The sequence below is a fragment of the Actinoplanes sp. NPDC049316 genome (genome assembly GCF_040677315.1).
In the GTDB taxonomy this organism is placed as follows: Bacteria; Actinomycetota; Actinomycetes; order Mycobacteriales; family Micromonosporaceae; genus Actinoplanes.
The window spans coordinates 19,668-36,381 of sequence record NZ_JBFAQM010000038.1 but is presented as its reverse complement, the minus strand read 5'-3'; the positions used below and the strand labels follow the sequence as shown (position 1 = coordinate 36,381).

The window sequence follows — 16,714 nt, the reverse complement described above, 5'->3', positions numbered from 1 at the left end:
ATGGTTACTATGCCGGGGCGACGGAGGTGTGTGTATGTCGGACCCGACCCGGGCCCTGCGCTGGTACGGCGGCGTGGCAGTGCTGATCTTCGGCATCGCCCCGCCCCTGATGCTCTCCCTGCTGCTCAGCCAGGGAGCGGTGGGCAAGACGGTCATCGCCCTGCTCGCCGTGGGCATCCCGGTGAACCTCGTCGCGCTCTGGTACGGCGTCCGCGGCATGGCCGGCGCGGACCCGGACGTGGCGGGCCGCCGGGTCGGCATCGGGCTGGGCCTGGTGGCCGTGGGCGGCGTGCTCATGCTCGGGGGCAACGCGCTCCTCGGCTGATCCGGCATCGAGAAACACGGGGGAGACATGACGTTCAAGGTCGAGCCGGCGGCGCTCGAGGGCTATTCCGCGCAGGCCGCGCGGGCCCGCGACCACGCGGCGGACTGCAAGACGTACTTCGGCGGCAACGTCGGCGACATCGCGTTCAGTGAGGGCGGCGTCATCAACCCGCTGTACTACGAGCACGGCGGGGTCAAGGCCAAGGTGGACGCCATGCTCACCCACCTGCACGACCTGCTGGAGAAGAGCCGGCTGGAGCTGGGCCGGGCCGCGAAGAACTACCGCGAGACCGACCGGGAGAGCGCCGCGAAGGTCGACGAGTCGTACCCGCTCGTCGCGCGTCCCTCCGCCCGGAAGGACTGAGCGTGGCCTTCGCCGACGTCGAGGATCCCACCGGCCGGCTGACCGACCCGGCCGCGCGAACCGAGTCCATCCTCGGCGCGCCGTTCGCGAACCCGGGCTCGGTCATGGACTGGCTCAGCCCCACCCACATCGTCAACGAGTTCGTCAAACAGCTCACCGGCTACGACGCGTTCGGCGAGGCCGCCAAGGTGTTCGCCGGCGACTGGGAGGCGGTGTGGAAGGCCGCGGGCGCCTTCTCCAACCTGGCCGCGGCGCTGCAGGACATCGGCATCAACATGTCGCACGGCAACCTGGAGCTCGACCAGGCGTGGGACGGCCGGGCCGCGGAGGCCGCGTACGCGTACTTCACCGACCTCGCGAGCGCGATCAGCTCCCAGCAGCTGGTGCTCTACAAGCTCTCCGAGGCGTACCAGAAGGCTGCCGAGGGCACGTACCGGCAGGCCGAAGTCTACTCCGGGCTCATGAAGGACGCGTACGACGCCGCCCTCGTCGCGGCCCTCGCCGCCTCGGCCGGCACCGCCACCATCGAGACCGGCATCGGCGCGGTGACCGGGTACGCCATCGCCGCGTACGAGACGTACAAGCTGCTGGAAACCCTCGACAAGGCCAAGAAGATCGCCTCGACGGCGCTGACCCTGATGAACGAGGTGGTGGGCCTCATCCAGGGGTTGTCGGCCGACGCCGGTGAGTTCACCAAGTACCCGTTGCCCGGCGGCGCGTACGACCACCCGGGCGTCTGAGGAGGACACCATGTACGACGCCGACTTCCTGGACGCCGCCGGCGGCGACCGCGCCCGGGCTCGCATCCTGCACGGGCTCCTGCAGCAGGTGGCGCGGCACGGCACCGACGAGCGGCTCCGCGAGATGGCCGGCGAGGTGCTCAAGGGCACCGTCAGCCTCGCCGACGCCGCCGCCTCGTCGTACTACGGCGAGGCCATCCGGCAGCAGGCGACCGGCTTCGCCGACTGGTACCACGGGCTCAGCGAGACGGAGAGGGGCGAGCAGGAACGCGCGGCCGCCGCCGCGGTCGCCGCCGTCCGCGAGGAGATCGACCGGGAGGCCGCCGCCGCACGGCACACCCGGGAGTGAGCCGACCCTGACGTAAAGAATCTTGGCCTGCGCTGTCACGCCGACGCTCCGCTGTGGACCTACTTAGGTGGGTGTTCGACGGCGGACGGAGGCAGCGGTGGTCGAAGCGCAGGATGCGCCGGACGTGGCGGACGGAGAACCGGCCCCGCCCCGGCCGGCCATCGCGAACCCGCCCCCGGCCGCCGAGATCGAGGAGTTCTTCCGGCGCTACTGGGAGGGACTCGTCCGCAACCTGCTGCGCGAGGGCGCCGACCGCTGGGAGGCGCAGGACGCGGTCGCCGAGGCCATCCGGGAGGCGCTGCGGCGCTGGTCCGACCTGACCCACCCGGTCGCCTGGGTCCGCACCGCCGCCCGCTCGCACTGGCTCAAACAGCGCCGCGCCGGCGGGCACGGCGACGAGGTGCTGGTCGCCGACGTCGCCGAGCTGGACGAGGGGCGCACCGACGACCCGGGGCTGGTCGCGTACGAACTGCAGGAATGGTTCTCGGGTGTGCTCGCCCAGCTGCCGCCCGCGCGGCGGGAGGCGCTCGAGCTCTCCGCGCAGGGCCTCACCCCGTCCGAGATCGCCGCGCGGGTCGGCAAGACCCCCGAAGCGGTACGGACCGCCCTCAAGCTGGGCCGCCGCCAAGCCGTCGCCCTCTGGCAGGCCATCCCGAACCAGCGCCCGCCACAGTCCCAGCCTGATCTTGGAGGCGAGAGCTGATGGCCGAGCCCGGCCGGCCCGGGGACGCTCCCGACGCGAACGACCCGGTGCTCACCCACGCGATGATGATCGCCGCGCTCAACCAGATCCTGAGCGAGTGCGGCTACGACCCCGTGCCCGACGAGGAGCCCGTCCCGCCACCCGCCGGCGACAACGCCGCGGACCGGCTCATCGAGGACGCGCGGCAGCGGGCGGACGGCATCGTCGCCGCCGCGCTCGAGACCGCGCTGCGCTACACCGACGCGGCCCTGGACCAGGCGGCCCGTACGGTGCAGAGCGCCCGGCGCACCCTCGCCGGCGCCCCGGCCGCCCCCGCGCCGGTGGAGCTGGCCCCCATGCCCGCCGCGGCGGACCACGGGCGCACGGTCGGTGAGACCTGGCTGGCGGCCGCCACCGCCGCCGGTGTCTACCTGCCCGTCGCCGGGCCCGTCGCGGCGCAGACCCTCGGCGTGTACGCCGCCTGCCTGCACGACGCGGCGCACGCCACCCCGGCCGACGTCGACGCCGCGTACCGGATCGGCCTGGAGGTCGTCGCGCTCGGCATCGGCCGTCCCGAGGCGCTGCCCGCCACGATGACCGTGGTGCTCGACCACCTGGCCGACGGCGACGAGCTGCGCCGCCCGGCCCGCCAGGTCGCCGGCGCTTTCGCCGCCGGGTTCGCCGCCGCGCTGCAGGCGCGCACCCTCGCCCAGCAGGAGTCGCTGCACCGGGCCACGCAGCGGGCGGCCCGCGAGTTCCAGCTCGCCCTGCACGACAGCGAGGCGCGCTACCGCCGGCTGGCGTTCTACGACCCGGTCACCGGCCTGGCCAACAAGTCGCGGCTGGTGCAACGGCTGCGGCAGGCGGCGTACGGCGACGAACCCGGCCGGCACGCCGGTGTGTGCCTGATCGACCTGGGCGGGCACGCCGCCGTGTGCGAGCAGTTCGGCGCCGACGCGGGTGACCACGTGCTCGCCGAGGTGGCTCGCCGGCTGCAGCTGCTCACCCGGCACCCCGACTATCTGCTCGCCCGGCACGGCGGACAGAGCTTCGCCATCCTCGTCCAGGACAGCGGCGGCGTCGCGCACCTCGCCGAGCTGGCCGAGCGGATCACGGCCGCGCTGCGCGAGCCGGCGTCGCTGCCGGGCACCGGCCTGACCGCCGGGCTGGACGCCCACGTCGGCGTCGTCGACGTGCCGGCCGAAGGGCTCGACGCGGGACGGGTGCTGGTCGACGCGGAGATCGCCCTGCGCCAGGCCCGCGCCGGCAGCAGCGGCTGGGCCCTGTACGACGCGCAGCCCGCCGACACCGGCCGGGGTGGCGGCACGACCGGCGTGGCGGGGCTGGTCACCGGGCCACCCACGTACCAGCCGATCGTCAAGCTCAGCTCCGGGCGCATCGCCGGGCTGCACACCCGCATGGCCTGGCGGCACCCGCACCTCGGCACGCTCGACCTCGGCCGGATCGGGCAGCTCACCGGCGACCGGGAGACCACCATGCGGCTCGCCGGCAGCCTCGTGCAGCAGGCCTGCCGGCAGGCGATGCAGTGGGACGGCGGCAAGAAGGGCCCGTTCGTCGGCCTGGACCTGCCCGTGCACCAGATCGGCTACCCGGATGCCGTCGAGCTGGTCCGCGAGGCGCTGTCGGCCAGCGGGCTGCCGCCCAAGCGGCTGCACCTGCACCTGTCCGGGATCGACGCGGTGCCCGCGGGCGCGCACAGCCACACCGTGCTGGCCGCGCTTGCCGCGCTGGGCGTGCGCATCGTGCTGGACGACTTCGGCACCGGGCCGAGCAGCCTCGCGTACCTGCGGGATCTGCCGGTGCACGGGCTGCGGACCCCGGCAAGCCTGTTGCACGACAGCCCGGCGAACGCGGAAGCCGCCCGGGACCTGGTCGCCGGCATGGCCCGGGTCGCGCACGCGCTCGGCCTGACGCTGACCGTGCACGGCGTCGACGACGACCTGCGGGCCGCCACGCTGGTCGGCACCGGCTGCGACGGCGCCCAGGGCCTGCGCTACGGCGCGCCCACCACCCCGCACCAGATTCCCGCGCTGCTGCGGCGTCCGGGAAAGCTCGTGCCCGTCGCGGGCCGGGTGGCGTCATGACCGACCACAGTGGAGTAGGGTTCCTCGGCATGGCGAACGCCGACGTGGACCCCTCCAGCCGCCCCAGCAGCGCCCGCATCTACGACGCCCTGCTCGGCGGCAACCACAACTTCGCCGCGGACCGGGAGGCGGCCAAACGGCTGCTCACCGTGATCCCGGGCGCCGGTGACATGGCCCGGGCCAACCGCGCCTTCCTCAGCCGGGCCGTGGAGTTCCTGCTCGAACGCGGCGTACGCCAGTTCCTCGACGTCGGCAGCGGCATCCCGACGGTCGGCAACGTCCACGAGATCGCCCAGCGCCGCGAGCCCGGCGCCCGGGTGGTCTACGTGGACATCGACCCCGTGGCCGTGGCGCACAGCAACGACATCCTCAAGGACAACCCGAGGGCGGCCGCGGTCCAGGCCGACATGCGCTTCCCGGAGGCCATCCTCGACCACCCCGCCGTCCGCGACCTGCTCGACCTCGACCGGCCCATCGGGCTCCTGCTCGTGGCGATGCTGCACTTCGTACCGGACGACGACGCGTACACGGCGGTGGAGCGCCTGCGCGCGGCACTGCCGGCCGGCTCGTATGTGGTGATCTCCCACGGGGTGTCGGACACCCCGGCGGACGCGGCCTCGGAACAGGTCGAGGCCCTGTACCGCCGCACGGACGTCTCGGCGGCGCACGGCCGTACGCGCAGCGAGATCCTCCGCTTCTTCGGCAACGCGGTGCTGGTGCCGCCGGGCCTGGTCTGGGTGCACGAGTGGCCGGCCGGGGGAGACGGCGACCCGCGGGGCATGGCGGTGGTCGCGGGAGTCGCTCAGATCGACCCCTGACCGGCCCGATCACTCCGGCAGCTGCCAGTGGCCGCGGTGGACGACCTCTGTCCACATGCCTGCGGGCAGCCACCTCGGCCAGTACGACGACCTCAGGGCGGGGGACGGACGGCCAGGCGATGATGCTCGCCGCAGTGCCGTGATGTGGCCGTCGGTGAATTAAAGGGAAAGGGCCCGGCAACTGGTGAAAGTATTCGACGCCTACCGGTTGTCCGTTCCCTTCTGTAACATGCGGGAATGAGCCGCCCCAGGAATTTCTTGAAAGTGGTCGTCGGTGGAATCGCCCTGTTCCTCTTCCAGTATTTCGAGGGGAACGTGGCCAAGCAGCTCACGTTTGTTTTTTACATCATCGTCCTGTTTGTGGAAACGTGGTTCACGGACAACGCCAAGAAACTCAAGGCGAGCCCGGGGCGTGGCAGTCGTTCCACCTTCCCTGCACCCGCGCCGGCGCAACTCTCCACGGTCTCGGCGCCGGTGGAACGGCAGGCGTTCGGTGACTTCATCACGATCGCGGCGGTCTTCATTCCCTTGGCGATCATGGCCGATTCGTTCTTCTTCACGACGTGGCTCGACCTTCCGGGGACGTCGGCTGGTCCGGACCAGTTCGACGTCGGCGCCGTCGCCGTCGTCGTGAAGATCGTGGCTTCAATTCTTGCCTTGGCGATTGCTTTTCTGGGTCCGATAGTGGTCGCTGTCTTCCTGTATGTCGAGTTGACATCCTGGATGCAGGAGCGGTCTGCCGCCCGGAAGCGGGCGGCCGGAAAGCTCGACACGGAGCCCGGCGGATCCGGATGTTTCGCCTTCCTGCCGGCGGCGGCGGTATGCGTGCTCTGCTTCGGTCATTTCTTCCTGAGCTACGCATTTTATGACGCTCTCGGCGCACTCAGAGTCCAGTAGCTGAGGCTGCCGTCCTTCGAGGGGAGCCTGCTCGGACCGGTAGGTGGTCGCGCCTGCGCGCATCCCCGGGCCGGCACACGATGACGGTGCGGGCCGCGCGGGCCGGGGCTCAGTCGCCGAGGAGCTCGCGTACTCGGGGGATGACCTCGGTGCCGTAGAGGTGGATCGCCGTCATCAGTGACTCGTGCGGGAGGGTTCCCGCCGAGTACTTGAGGTCGAAGCGCTGGATGCCGAGGGCGGTGACCGTACGGGCGATTTTGGTGGCGACCGTCTCCGGGGAGCCGACGTGCCAGGCGCCCTCGGCGATGTCCGCGTCGAAGCGGTCGCGGGTCAGCGGCGGCCAGCCGCGTTCCGCGCCGATGCGGGTGAGGGCGCGCTGTGCGTGGGGCCACAGGGTCTCGGCTGCCTCCTCGTCGGTGGCCGCGATGAAGCCGGGGGCGTGGACGGCGACCGGGAGGCGTTCGCGGTCGAACTCGGCGAGCGCGCGGTGGTAGAGGTCCACGTACGGGGCGAAGCGGGCCGGGTCGCCGCCGATGATCGCCAGCACCAGGGGGAAGCCGTACTGGGCGGCGCGGACCACCGATTCCGGGCTGCCGCCCACGCCGATCCAGGTGGGGATGCGGCCGGCCTCGGTCTTCGGGTACACCTCCTGGTTCTCCAGCGGCGGGCGGACCGTGCCGCGCCAGGTCACCGGTTTCTCGGTGAGCAGCTCCGCCATGAGGTCGGCCTTCTCGGCGAAGAGCCGGTCGTAGTCGGCGAGGTCGTAGCCGAACAGCGGGAACGACTCGGTGAAGGAGCCGCGGCCCAGGGTGATCTCCGCGCGGCCGCGGGAGATCGCGGCCAGAGTGGCGAACCTCTCGTAGACGCGGACGGGGTCGTCGGAGCTGAGCACAGTCACCGCGGTGCCGAGCTTGATCCGGCGGGTACGTGCGGCGACGGCCGCCAGCACGATCTCCGGTGCTGACACGGCGTAGTCGTCGCGGTGGTGCTCGCCGAGACCGAACACGTCCACGCCGACCTCGTCGGCCAGGACTGCCTGGTCGACCACGTTGCGGATCACCTGCGCGTACGGCAGCAGCTCGCCGTCCGGTCCGACGGTGACATCACCGAACGTGTCCAAGCCGAATTCCACGGGCGCCATGGCGTGATCCTAGATCGCCGGCGGGAGCCGTGGACCTACCCGCCTCGCTGCGGCCGTACTTCGATGGTTCTGAACTTTCGGCTCACCGTGGTCTTACGGATCGATCGGAATGCTCACGGCGACCATCGATGAGGGGGAGGACATGGGCCGTCGGAGAACATGGGGTTGGGGGTTGGGCATCGCGACCGTGACCGCGGTGACCGCCTTCGGGGTGGCCTCGTGGCACGCGAACGCCGCACCGTCGCCGGGCCCGGGGACGGCCGCGGCGGAGCAGGCCCGGGTGTCGGATCCGGATCCTGGCCCGGAACCGGCCACCGGAGTGGGCCGCGACGCGCTGACCAGCGGCGAGGTGGACCGGGCGCGGGAGCTGGCGGTGACGCCGGAGCTGGCCGCCGGCGCCGAGGACGTGACCGGCGCGAAGGGACCCGAGTACCTGTCCGCGGACGTGCTCGCGGACGGCGGGGGCCGGCGCGCCGAGCTGTACTACTACGACTACAAGACCGACAAGCTCGTCAAGCAGGTCGTCGATCTCAAGGCGGGCAAGCTCGCCGAGTCCTACTCGGCCGCCGGGATGCAGCGGCCGGCGTCGGAGCGTGAGGTGGCCACCGCGCTGGACATGCTGCTGGCCGACCCGCTGGCGGCCGAGCTGAAGAACGCGTACCAGAAGGCGACCGGCAAGCAGTTCGCCGGCAAGGACGGCCTGACCGTCAAGGCGCACGTCTACAAGGCCCGGCCGGCCGACACCGGCGCTGCCGACTGTGGCAAGCACCGCTGCCTGCAGCTCGTGGTGGAGACCGCGGACGGGCTGTTCATCGACGTGAACGACATCATCATCGACCTCTCCGGGCGCACGGTCGCCCGCCTGAAGTAGACGGGGACCCCGCAGTAATGACGTACCGGAAGACAGCCGGCGCCGCCGCCCTGCTCACCGTGGCCTCGCTGGGGCTCGCCGCGAGCCCGGCCAGCCCCGCGGCGGCCGCGCCGGCGGCCGCGGCGGCGCCGTGCGCGACGTCCACGATGGTCAAGGAGACGCTGCCGAACGGCACCACCTGGCAGCTCTGCTGGCGTATGCAGGAGCAGGCCGGGCTGATCCTCGAGAAGGTGTTCGTCTCCTCCCGGCGCTACCCGGAGCCGGTGCAGGTGCTCGACTCGATCCGGCTCGCGCAGCTCAACGTGCCGTACGACTCGGGCGACACCGAGTACAACGACATCACCGACTACGGCTTCGGCGGCTGGAACCTGCAGACGCTCACCGGCGACGACTGCAAGGGCGGCTCGGCGCGGGTCGGCTCCGACGGCGCTCCCGAGCCGCAGCGGCGCAAGGTGCTGTGCGTCAGCGCCGAGGCGTCGGGGCTCGCGTACCGGCTGCACGGCTACGAGAACAACGGCCGCGAGCCGATCTACTCCAAGCAGGGCCACGACCTGGTGCTGCGGGCGATCAGCAAGGTCGGCTGGTACGAGTACGTGACCGAGTACCGCCTGCACGACGACGGGCAGATCTCCGCCCGCCTCGGGGCGACCGGCGACCTGTCCCCGGGCGACTACGTCAGCGCGGACAAGGGCTGGCCGATCGGCAAGGGCGCCCGTGACTACGCCGCGATGCACTACCACAGCGCGTTCTGGCGGGTCGACTTCAACATCGCCGGCAAGGGCAAGGAGAAGGTCGAGCAGTACGACACCAAGGTCAACGGCCGGGGCTCGATGACCGCGAAGCTCAAGACCACGAAGACGACCATCGCCAAGGAGGGCAGCTTCTCCAAGGTGAACCGCCGCTGGTGGCGCCTGGTCAGCTCGAGCAGCAAGAACAAGGATGGGCACCTGCGCTCGTACGAGCTGGTCACCGGCGCCGACGACCGGTACGAGGCGCACCCGGAGACCACGCCCGACGTGACCTTCACGCAGAGCCACGCGTGCGAGAAGTACGCCACCGGCAACGCCGACCCGCAGTGCGCGTCGAAGAAGTCGATCCTGGACTTCGCCAAGAACAAGGAGACGCTCAAGGACCCGGTGATGTGGGTGCGGGTGGGCTTCCACCACGTGCCGCGCGACGAGGACCAGAGCCCGATGCCGCTGCACTGGCAGGGTTTCGACCTGCTGCCGCGGGACTTCACCGAGATGAGCCCGCTGACCCCGGCCGCACGCGCCGGCGTCAACGGCCAGCAGGACTGAGCACCCCCGGCCGGCCCGGACACCTCGTCCGGGCCGGCCGCTCCATGAGGAAGGACCACCCGTGGCCCTGCGCCGTCTCACCGCCGCGCTCGTGCTGGCGGCCACCGCGCTCACCGTCCTGACGTTCGCCGTCCGGGGCCGGGCCGAACAGCCGCGGCAGCCGCGGCAGCCCGTCGCCGCGGCCGCGGCCGCCACCGTGGCCGCCCCCACCAGCGCGGACCTCGAGTTCGCCCAGATGATGGTGGTGCACCACGCCCAAGCCGTCCGGATGAGCCGGGCGCTGGTCGCCAAGCCCGGCGTGCCGGAACGGGTACGGCTGATCGCGGACTTCATCGCCCACGACCAGCAGCGTGAGATCGACGAGACGAACGCCTGGCTCGACGCGTGGGGCGGGGCGCACGCGTCGGCGGGGCACCACCACGCCGGCGGCGGATCGGCCGGGATGCTGACCGAGGCACAGCTCCGGCAACTCGACGCGGCCACCGGGCCGGCCGCCGGCCGCATGTTCCTGCGGCTCATGATCGAGCACCACACGGGGGCGATCACGATGGCCCGCGCGCTCCTCGACGGCGACGGCCGCAACGTCTACACCCATGGGATGGCGAAGCACGTGATCAACGAGCAGACCGCCGAGAACGACGCGATGCGCGCGCTGCTCTGACCCTGTCAAGGTGCAGACTCATGGCACAGCTGAGAGGCCCCGGGAGCCGCGCCGCAAGAACGACACCGCGGGCGCCGGGTTGCGTCATATCCGTACGCTGCGTACGGCCCGTTCTGAGGAGAGCACGATGGGACTGTCTGCTCGTGAGTGCCCTGACTGCCGCCGCAGAGTGCGGGTGACCTTCAAGAAGACGGTCACCGGGCGCGAGGTCTGCCCGGACTGTGCGAACGCTTTGTTCACGGGGTCCGCTGTGGGGGCGATCACCGGGAACGTCGGCTCGGGATACGGCGTATGGGCGATGCTCATGCGCAAGATTCGTCGTCCGACCTGATCCCGATCCGACAGGGGGTAGGTCAGTGCGACCGGCACCTGGATCCGCGAGGCACTATCACGTGGACACCGGTCACGGTCGGCGGCTCGATGATTGCAATGCGGGTTGGTGGCTGACGCCACCAACCCGCATTGCCGGCGACTACGCCCCGCGACCCCTCAGCGGACCGCGAAGCGGATGCCCCGCTGGGATGCTAGGCGGCATCCCGCTGGTCCAGCCACTTGAGAATCGCCTCGGTGGTTTCCTGCGGCTTCTCCTGCTGGATCCAGTGACCGCAGTCCAGACCGACCACTTCCACATTCGGCACGAATTCCGTCAGCCTTTCCGCCCTCGCGACTGTGTCGTGGTCGCCGTAGATCATGAGGGTGGGCTGTCGGATGATCGGGTCCACCTCCGCCAGTAGGTGCCAGTTGCGGTCCAGGTTTCGGTACCAGTTGATTCCGCCCGTGAACCCTGTTGACTCGAAGGCGCGCACGAAGACAGCCAGGTCGCTGTCACTCATGATGGGGTCGCCGAGTGGGGCTTCCGCTCTGGCAAGGTTGATCAGCGCATTGCCGGGCTGAGGCTGCGCGGCAGGCACGTTCTTCCGGTACAGGTTTCGGAGGAACTGAAATGTGTTCTCCTCGAACACGGCGTCCGCGACGCCCGGCTGCCGGTTGAAGTGGACGAAGTAGAAGCCGCCGCCGAGCACGGCCTCCATGAGCTCGATCCAGGGCATCTCTCCGCGCTCCTGGTAGGGCAGGCTCAGCGCTACCACGCCGTTGACCCGGTTCGGGTGCAGCAGGGTCAGGCCCCAGACGACGAACGCGCCCCAGTCGTGGCCGACGAAGGTGGCGTCCTCGTAGCCGTAGTGGTCGAGGAGGGCGACGAGGTCACCCGCCAGGTGCTCGATGTCGTAGTCCGTCACTTCGGCGGGACGGGACGAGTTACCGTAACCCCGCTGGTTCGGGACGATGACGTGGTAGCCCGCGGCGGCCAGGGCCGGCAGCTGGTAGCGCCAGGAGAAGGCGTGCTCCGGCCAGCCGTGACAGAGCACGATGGGGTTCCCCGCGTTCTGCCGGCCGGCTTCGAAGACTTCGAGTTCCACACCGTTGACCGAAATGCGGGTGGGCTCGGGAAAATCGGTTGTCATGCCGGTATCTTGCGGACCGATACCGGTCATCTCCTGACCGGTTTTGGTGGGAGTGTTTCCGGGTGCGAGCCGACCGGTTGATGGCCATCATCCTTCTCCTGCAACATCGCGAGCAGGTGACCGCGGCGGAGGTCGCCCGGGAGCTGGAGATCTCCGAGCGCACCGCCCGCCGCGATCTCGACGCCCTGGGCATGGCAGGCGTGCCGGTGTACTCCGTGCAGGGCCGAGGCGGCGGCTGGCGCCTCGTCGGCGGCGCCCGCACCGACCTGTCCGGGTTGACGGCGGGTGAGGCCCGCGCCCTGTTCCTGGTTGCCGGCCCGGCCTCGTCTGCCACGCCGGCCGTGAAAGCAGCGCTGCGCAAGCTCGTCCATGCCCTGCCCGAACCGTTCCGGGCACAGGCCGAGGCGGCGGCGTCGTCGCTCGTCACGGACCCGCAACGATGGGGGTCGAGCCGGGTCGAGCCCCGACCGCCTCGCTTCCTCGACGAGCTCCAGGACGCGGTGATCCGCGGCGTCCAGGTCCGGCTCGGCTACGTCGACCGCGAACGCGTCGAAACCGAGCGAACCGTCCACCCGCTGGGCATCGTCGCCAAAGGCCCGTCGTGGTACCTCGTCTCCCACACCGAGTCCGGCCGGCGGACCTTCCGGATCGACCGCGTGTCGTCCGTCGACCCGACCGCCGATCCCGTGCACCGGCCCGACGACTTCGACCTCGCCGAGAGCTGGCGCGCGATCGCCGACGAGGTCGAACGCAAGCGAACGCCCCTCGAAGCGCGGGCGATGTGCGCGCCCGACGGGATCGACGTGCTGCGCATGGGGTTCGGCGCTCGCCTCGAAGTGGGAGGTTCCACGGCCGACGGCCGCATCGAGATCGTGATCCGCGGCAATGACGAACACATACTCGCCGGGGAGCTTGCCGGGCTGGTCGAATACCTCGAGGTGACCGGCCCTCCGCAGGTGCTGGACCACCTGGCCTCGATCGGCAGCACCCTCGCCGAGCGATACGGCTCCGACCGGTACGCAGGTCGTACGCAGCTTCATCTCGGCCGAGTGCGGCCGGTCGGAGAGGCAATGGTTGACGCTGGTGCTGCCGTAGCAATCCTTAAGCGTCCGGCCGCCACCAGCTGTCGTGGGGCGTGACCGGGACGGTGCGCTTGTGCCGGGTGGCCAGGAAGGCCGCCTCGATCCTCGCCGCCGCCTCGGGCGCGACCTCGATCCCCTCCAGGTAGTCGTCGATCTGCTCGTAGCTGACTCCGAGTGCCACCTCGTCCGGCAGGGCCGGGCGGTCGTCCTCGAGGTCGGCGGTCGGGACCTTCTGCCAGGTGCTCGCCGGGGCTCCCAGCTCTTGCAGCAGGGCCGCGCCCTGGCGCTTGGTGAGGCCGGACAGCGGGGTGACGTCCACGCCGCCGTCGCCGTGTTTGGTGAAGAAGCCCGTTACCGCCTCCGCGGCGTGGTCGGTGCCCGCGACGAGCAGGTTGAGCTGGCCGGCGACCGCGTACTGGATCACCATGCGTTCGCGGGCCTTGATGTTGCCGCGGACGAAGTCCCGCAGCCGGGGCTCCTCGCCGAGCAGGTCGCGCAGACCCTGCGCGGCCTCGGCCCCGACGGCGTCCGCGCTGGGCCGGACGTTCACGACGACCGAGCGGTCGGGCCGGAGGAACTCGAGGGCGATCTGCGCGTCGTGCTCGTCGGCCTGCACCCCGTACGGCAGCCGCACGGCGACGAAGATCGCCTCCCGGCCCTCGGCCCGCAGCTCCTCCGCGGCGAGCTGGCAGAGCCGGCCGGTCAGCGTGCTGTCCTGGCCGCCGCTGATCCCCAGCACGTACCCCAGGGCGGGGGTCGACCGCAGGTAGTCCTTGAGGAAGCCGACCCGCCGGCGGATCTCCGCCTTCGGCTCGACGGCCGCTTCGACCCGGAGCTGGGCGATGATCTCCTGCTGTAGCGTGGCCATGCCCCGCACTGTACTGGCTCGAAGATCAATTGGTGCCCGGCGCAGAATTCAGCGTCCGAGCACGGTCACTCGGTCCAGGCTGATCGTGCCGGGGTCCAACCGCAATCCGACGGCCGGCGCCCAGGTCGCGGCCGTCGCCGGGGGAACCGCCGCGCTCACCGGGGCGTCGTGCAGCAGCGTCCAGGCGTCGTCGTGTTCCCGCCACGTCGTCAGGTGCCCGGAGCGCACCACGACGGCGAAGCGGTCGCCCGGCTCCCAGCGGACGTCGGCGCAGCAGCCGCCGGTCGCCTCCGGGCGCGAGCCGCCCGCCACCTCGACGTCCGCGCCCGTCGTGCCGAAGTGGTTGTTGTACCAGGCGAGCGCGTAGTCGTCGCCGCTCGCGGCCAGGCCGAGGAACAGGCTGTCCTCCGGTGAGGCCCCGGAGAACGAGCGCGGCTCCACGACGATCGCGGTGCCGCTGTCGCCGGCCGCGACGGGAGCGGCGAGGACGCCGAACGCGCGCCCGGCCGAGCTCGCCGTCAGGGTGCCGCCGGTGACCGCGAAGGTGGGCGCCGCCTCGCCCGGGACGGGCCGGTCGAGCCGGTACGCCGCGGTGCGGTCGGTGCCGAAGTCGTCGTCCCACAGCGTGCGCGGGAAGTCGGCCGGGTCGAAGACGTACCGGGTCGGCGCGAGCGCGCTGCTGACGCCGGCGGGGGTGGTGGCCAGGGCCCGGATCGGCAGGCCCGCCGCGACGTCGGCGTCCGGGGGCACGGTGACCCGCCAGGTGCCGGGGCCGGTCCGGCGCGCCGCCCACCCCCGCGGCACCTGCAGGGACAGGTCCGCCCGGCCGGTGAGGCGAGTCTTCACCGTGACGGTCTTGCCGGCGTCGACCGCGAGCGCGCCGCCGGTGAGCCCTTCGAACCGTACGGAGACGCGCGGGTCGGGCTGGCGCCACAGCTGCAGCGCGGTGATGCCGACCGCTCCGCCGTCGTCCCGGCTCGTCAGCACACGCAACCGGTCCGTGGTCAGGGGAGGGTCGATCAGCACCCGGTTGACCGCCCGCCCGACCGGTGTGGCAGGAGTGCGTTGCTGGCCGGGGACGTCGAGCCAGTCGCCGGCGGCGGTCTGGTACTGCAGGGCGTACGACTGGGGGGTGCGCACGCCGCCACCGTCGTCGTAGAACACGATGCGCACGTCGGAGATCACCGTCGCGGCGCCGAGGTCCACCTGCAGCCAGTCGCGGGGGTTCGGGGAGCCGTAGGAGGTCCAGCGCGTGGCCGGCACGTCGAGGTGGAAGTCCTGCCCGTCGATCGCGTCGACCGCCTTGTCCCCCTGCCACGTCCAGGAGGCGCTCGCTGTGGGGTAGCCGCTCTCGGTGACGTTGGCGGCGTCGTCGACGAGTTCGGGCAGTGCCACCGCGGACGGCTTCCCGGTGAGCGTCACGGTCACCGGGGACAGCGAGTCCTGGGTGTGCCGCAGCGTCCCGTCGATCCACACCCGCAGGCCGCGGCCCTGGCCGTACGCGGTGCCGTCGCGGTCCCACACCACGGTCACGTTGCGGCCGTGGTACGGCAGGTTCTCCACCGCGAAATGGTCCCACCCGGCGGGCGTGAGCGGGGCGAGCCGCAGCGTCTCCCCGGCCTGCGGGCGGATGCCGAGCAGCCCGGAGAGCACGTTGTCGGTGAACGTGGAGTGGTTGTAGTCCTCGCTGTGGTTGCGGCCGTCGTAGATCCAGCGGTCCTCGTCGGGGTGGTGCGCCTCGGCCACGTACGGCCGGCCGTCCTTGCGCTGGGTGAGGGCGTACCCGCGCAGCAGCGCGTAGAAGTCGTCACGGTCCACGTAGGACTGGGCCGGGTAGTCGACGAGCTGGTTCGCGAGCGCGGTGAGCGTCTGACTCGTGGCGAACGGCCAGCTCGGGCCGTCCCAGCGGCAGCACCCGCTGAGCGCGTCGTGCATGAACCAGGGGCTGCGGCGCTCAGTGGTGGTGGGCCCGTACGGCGCCGCGAACCCCTGCGGATCGGTGAGCTGGGCCCAGGCGGCGGCGTTGGCGGCCGGCGCCATGTGGAAGTACCAGGGGATGAAACCGATCTGCTCGCGGTCGGCGATCGGCGTGCGCTGCGGGTTGCCCTCGCGCATGACGTGCTTGTAGAACGACGTACGCGGGTCCCACAGGTACTTCTCGGTGGCGCTGCGCAGGTTCGTGGCCTCGCGCTCGTAGCGTGCCGCCTTGGCCGTGTCGCCGGCCATCCGGGCGAGCAGGGCCAGCGCGCGGGCGTCGCCGTACTGGTAGGCGTTGATGGTGGGGCGGTAGCCGTCGCCGCCGTGGTACGGGTCGTCGCTCTGGTACGAGCTCGCCGTGTACTCCATCGCGTCCCACACCGGCGTCTGCCAGTAGAGGCCGGTGGCAGGGTCGAAGTTGGTGTCCTTCCAGCGGGCGTACTGCCGTTCCAGCTGCGGCATCCGGTCGAGCACGAAGCGCCAGTCGCCGGTCACCTCGGCACGGGCCACGGCCGCGTCCACCGCCCAGAACGAGTACTGGTGTGCCCAGTCGGTGGCGTTGTCGTTGAGCTGGTCGGTGGCGGGCTTGGGGCCGGAGCCGGAGCCGCTGAGCCAGTAGTCGAGGTAGTCGTCGCCGTAGCGCCGGTCGCGCAGCCAGCGTCCCTCGTAGACGTGGTGGCCGGCGGCGGCGTCGATGCCGCCGTACGGGGCGGAGTAGCCGACCGGGCCGAGGAACTCCGAGACGATCCAGCCGTCCTTCGGGCCGGTGTACTTCAGGGCTTCCTTGTACGTGCGCCACCGGTAGTAGTACGTCTGCTGAATGTCGCGGTCGGGCAGGTCCACGAACGGGATGTTCGCCTCGTACCAGTCGGGTTCGGCGACGTCGCCGAGCAGCGCGGCATGGTCCAGGACGTGCGTGGTCGGCCCCACGGCGGGATAGACCGGTACGGCACCGGCGGCGTGCGCGCGGGCGGAAGTCGCGGGAACGGTCAGGCCGGCCAGCAGGAGGAGCGCCACGGTCCACTTCGGCATGAACGCATTTCAACAACATGGCACAGAGAAGTCAACAAGTCG

The 16,714-nt window shown here is 71.4% G+C and carries 17 protein-coding genes; 13 read left to right on the top strand and 4 right to left on the bottom strand.

Going from position 1 to position 16,714, the window contains the following annotated elements; genetic code table 11:
• Positions 1-34 precede the first annotated feature (34 nt).
• From AB0K03_RS36490 to AB0K03_RS36455, 8 genes are all read left to right on the top strand, one after another.
• Positions 35-325: a hypothetical protein gene (locus AB0K03_RS36490; protein WP_364695122.1), complete on the top strand. Its 291-nt coding sequence runs from the start codon at positions 35-37 to the stop codon at positions 323-325.
• Between the two features lie 27 nt (positions 326-352).
• Positions 353-688: a hypothetical protein gene (locus tag AB0K03_RS36485; protein ID WP_364695119.1), complete on the top strand. Its 336-nt coding sequence runs from the start codon at positions 353-355 to the stop codon at positions 686-688.
• Positions 689-690: 2 nt separating this feature from the next.
• On the top strand, positions 691-1,428 hold the full coding sequence (locus AB0K03_RS36480) for a WXG100 family type VII secretion target (RefSeq protein WP_364695117.1): 738 nt from the start codon (positions 691-693) through the stop codon (positions 1,426-1,428).
• Positions 1,429-1,438: 10 nt separating this feature from the next.
• Positions 1,439-1,777, top strand: a complete 339-nt coding sequence (locus AB0K03_RS36475) for a hypothetical protein (RefSeq protein WP_364695114.1) — start codon at positions 1,439-1,441, stop codon at positions 1,775-1,777.
• A 97-nt stretch (positions 1,778-1,874) separates the two neighbouring features.
• Entirely contained in the window at positions 1,875-2,480 is a 606-nt protein-coding gene (locus AB0K03_RS36470) for a sigma-70 family RNA polymerase sigma factor (protein ID WP_364695111.1), read from the top strand.
• A complete protein-coding gene (locus tag AB0K03_RS36465) occupies positions 2,480-4,564 on the top strand; it encodes an EAL domain-containing protein (protein ID WP_364695108.1) in 2,085 nt (694 codons plus the stop codon). Before AB0K03_RS36470 ends, AB0K03_RS36465 begins: the two co-directional genes overlap by 1 nt.
• The gene (locus AB0K03_RS36460) at positions 4,561-5,382 is read left to right on the top strand and encodes an SAM-dependent methyltransferase (protein ID WP_364695105.1); all 822 of its coding nucleotides are present in this window, start codon (positions 4,561-4,563) and stop codon (positions 5,380-5,382) included. Before AB0K03_RS36465 ends, AB0K03_RS36460 begins: the two co-directional genes overlap by 4 nt.
• Positions 5,383-5,619: 237 nt before the next feature.
• A complete protein-coding gene (locus tag AB0K03_RS36455; RefSeq protein ID WP_364695102.1) occupies positions 5,620-6,279 on the top strand; it encodes a hypothetical protein in 660 nt (219 codons plus the stop codon).
• A gap of 109 nt (positions 6,280-6,388) precedes the next feature.
• On the opposite strand, the gene AB0K03_RS36450 is transcribed toward AB0K03_RS36455, so the two are convergent.
• Complete coding sequence (locus tag AB0K03_RS36450; RefSeq protein ID WP_364695100.1) at positions 6,389-7,420, bottom strand: LLM class flavin-dependent oxidoreductase; 1,032 nt, start codon at positions 7,418-7,420, stop codon at positions 6,389-6,391.
• A 172-nt stretch (positions 7,421-7,592) separates the two neighbouring features.
• On the opposite strand from AB0K03_RS36450, the gene AB0K03_RS36445 reads away from it, so the two are divergent.
• The 4 genes from AB0K03_RS36445 to AB0K03_RS36430 all read left to right on the top strand — a co-directional run bounded on the left by AB0K03_RS36445 (position 7,593) and on the right by AB0K03_RS36430 (position 10,581).
• On the top strand, positions 7,593-8,291 hold the full coding sequence (locus tag AB0K03_RS36445) for a hypothetical protein (RefSeq protein ID WP_364695097.1): 699 nt from the start codon (positions 7,593-7,595) through the stop codon (positions 8,289-8,291).
• Between the two features lie 17 nt (positions 8,292-8,308).
• Positions 8,309-9,589, top strand: coding sequence for a primary-amine oxidase (locus tag AB0K03_RS36440; protein WP_364695095.1), 1,281 nt, complete (start codon positions 8,309-8,311; stop codon positions 9,587-9,589).
• Positions 9,590-9,650: 61 nt separating this feature from the next.
• The gene (locus tag AB0K03_RS36435; protein ID WP_364695092.1) at positions 9,651-10,250 is read left to right on the top strand and encodes a DUF305 domain-containing protein; all 600 of its coding nucleotides are present in this window, start codon (positions 9,651-9,653) and stop codon (positions 10,248-10,250) included.
• Positions 10,251-10,425: 175 nt separating this feature from the next.
• On the top strand, positions 10,426-10,581 hold the full coding sequence (locus AB0K03_RS36430) for a hypothetical protein (protein ID WP_364695089.1): 156 nt from the start codon (positions 10,426-10,428) through the stop codon (positions 10,579-10,581).
• Between the two features lie 193 nt (positions 10,582-10,774).
• On the opposite strand, the gene AB0K03_RS36425 is transcribed toward AB0K03_RS36430, so the two are convergent.
• Positions 10,775-11,713 (bottom strand): alpha/beta hydrolase, encoded by a 939-nt coding sequence (locus tag AB0K03_RS36425; protein ID WP_364695086.1) that lies wholly within the window; start codon positions 11,711-11,713, stop codon positions 10,775-10,777.
• 62 nt (positions 11,714-11,775) lie between these two features.
• On the opposite strand from AB0K03_RS36425, the gene AB0K03_RS36420 reads away from it, so the two are divergent.
• On the top strand, positions 11,776-12,852 hold the full coding sequence (locus tag AB0K03_RS36420; protein ID WP_364695084.1) for a WYL domain-containing protein: 1,077 nt from the start codon (positions 11,776-11,778) through the stop codon (positions 12,850-12,852).
• Here AB0K03_RS36420 and nadE read toward each other — a convergent pair.
• Both nadE and AB0K03_RS36410 read right to left on the bottom strand, forming a co-directional pair.
• Positions 12,815-13,663 carry an ammonia-dependent NAD(+) synthetase gene (gene nadE, locus AB0K03_RS36415; protein WP_364695082.1) on the bottom strand — a complete coding sequence of 283 codons (849 nt, stop codon included), beginning with the start codon at positions 13,661-13,663 and terminating at the stop codon, positions 12,815-12,817. The two genes, AB0K03_RS36420 and nadE, sit on opposite strands and share 38 nt — an antisense overlap.
• Before the next feature lie 48 nt (positions 13,664-13,711).
• Positions 13,712-16,672, bottom strand: coding sequence for an MGH1-like glycoside hydrolase domain-containing protein (locus tag AB0K03_RS36410; protein ID WP_364695079.1), 2,961 nt, complete (start codon positions 16,670-16,672; stop codon positions 13,712-13,714).
• Positions 16,673-16,714: the final 42 nt, after the last annotated feature.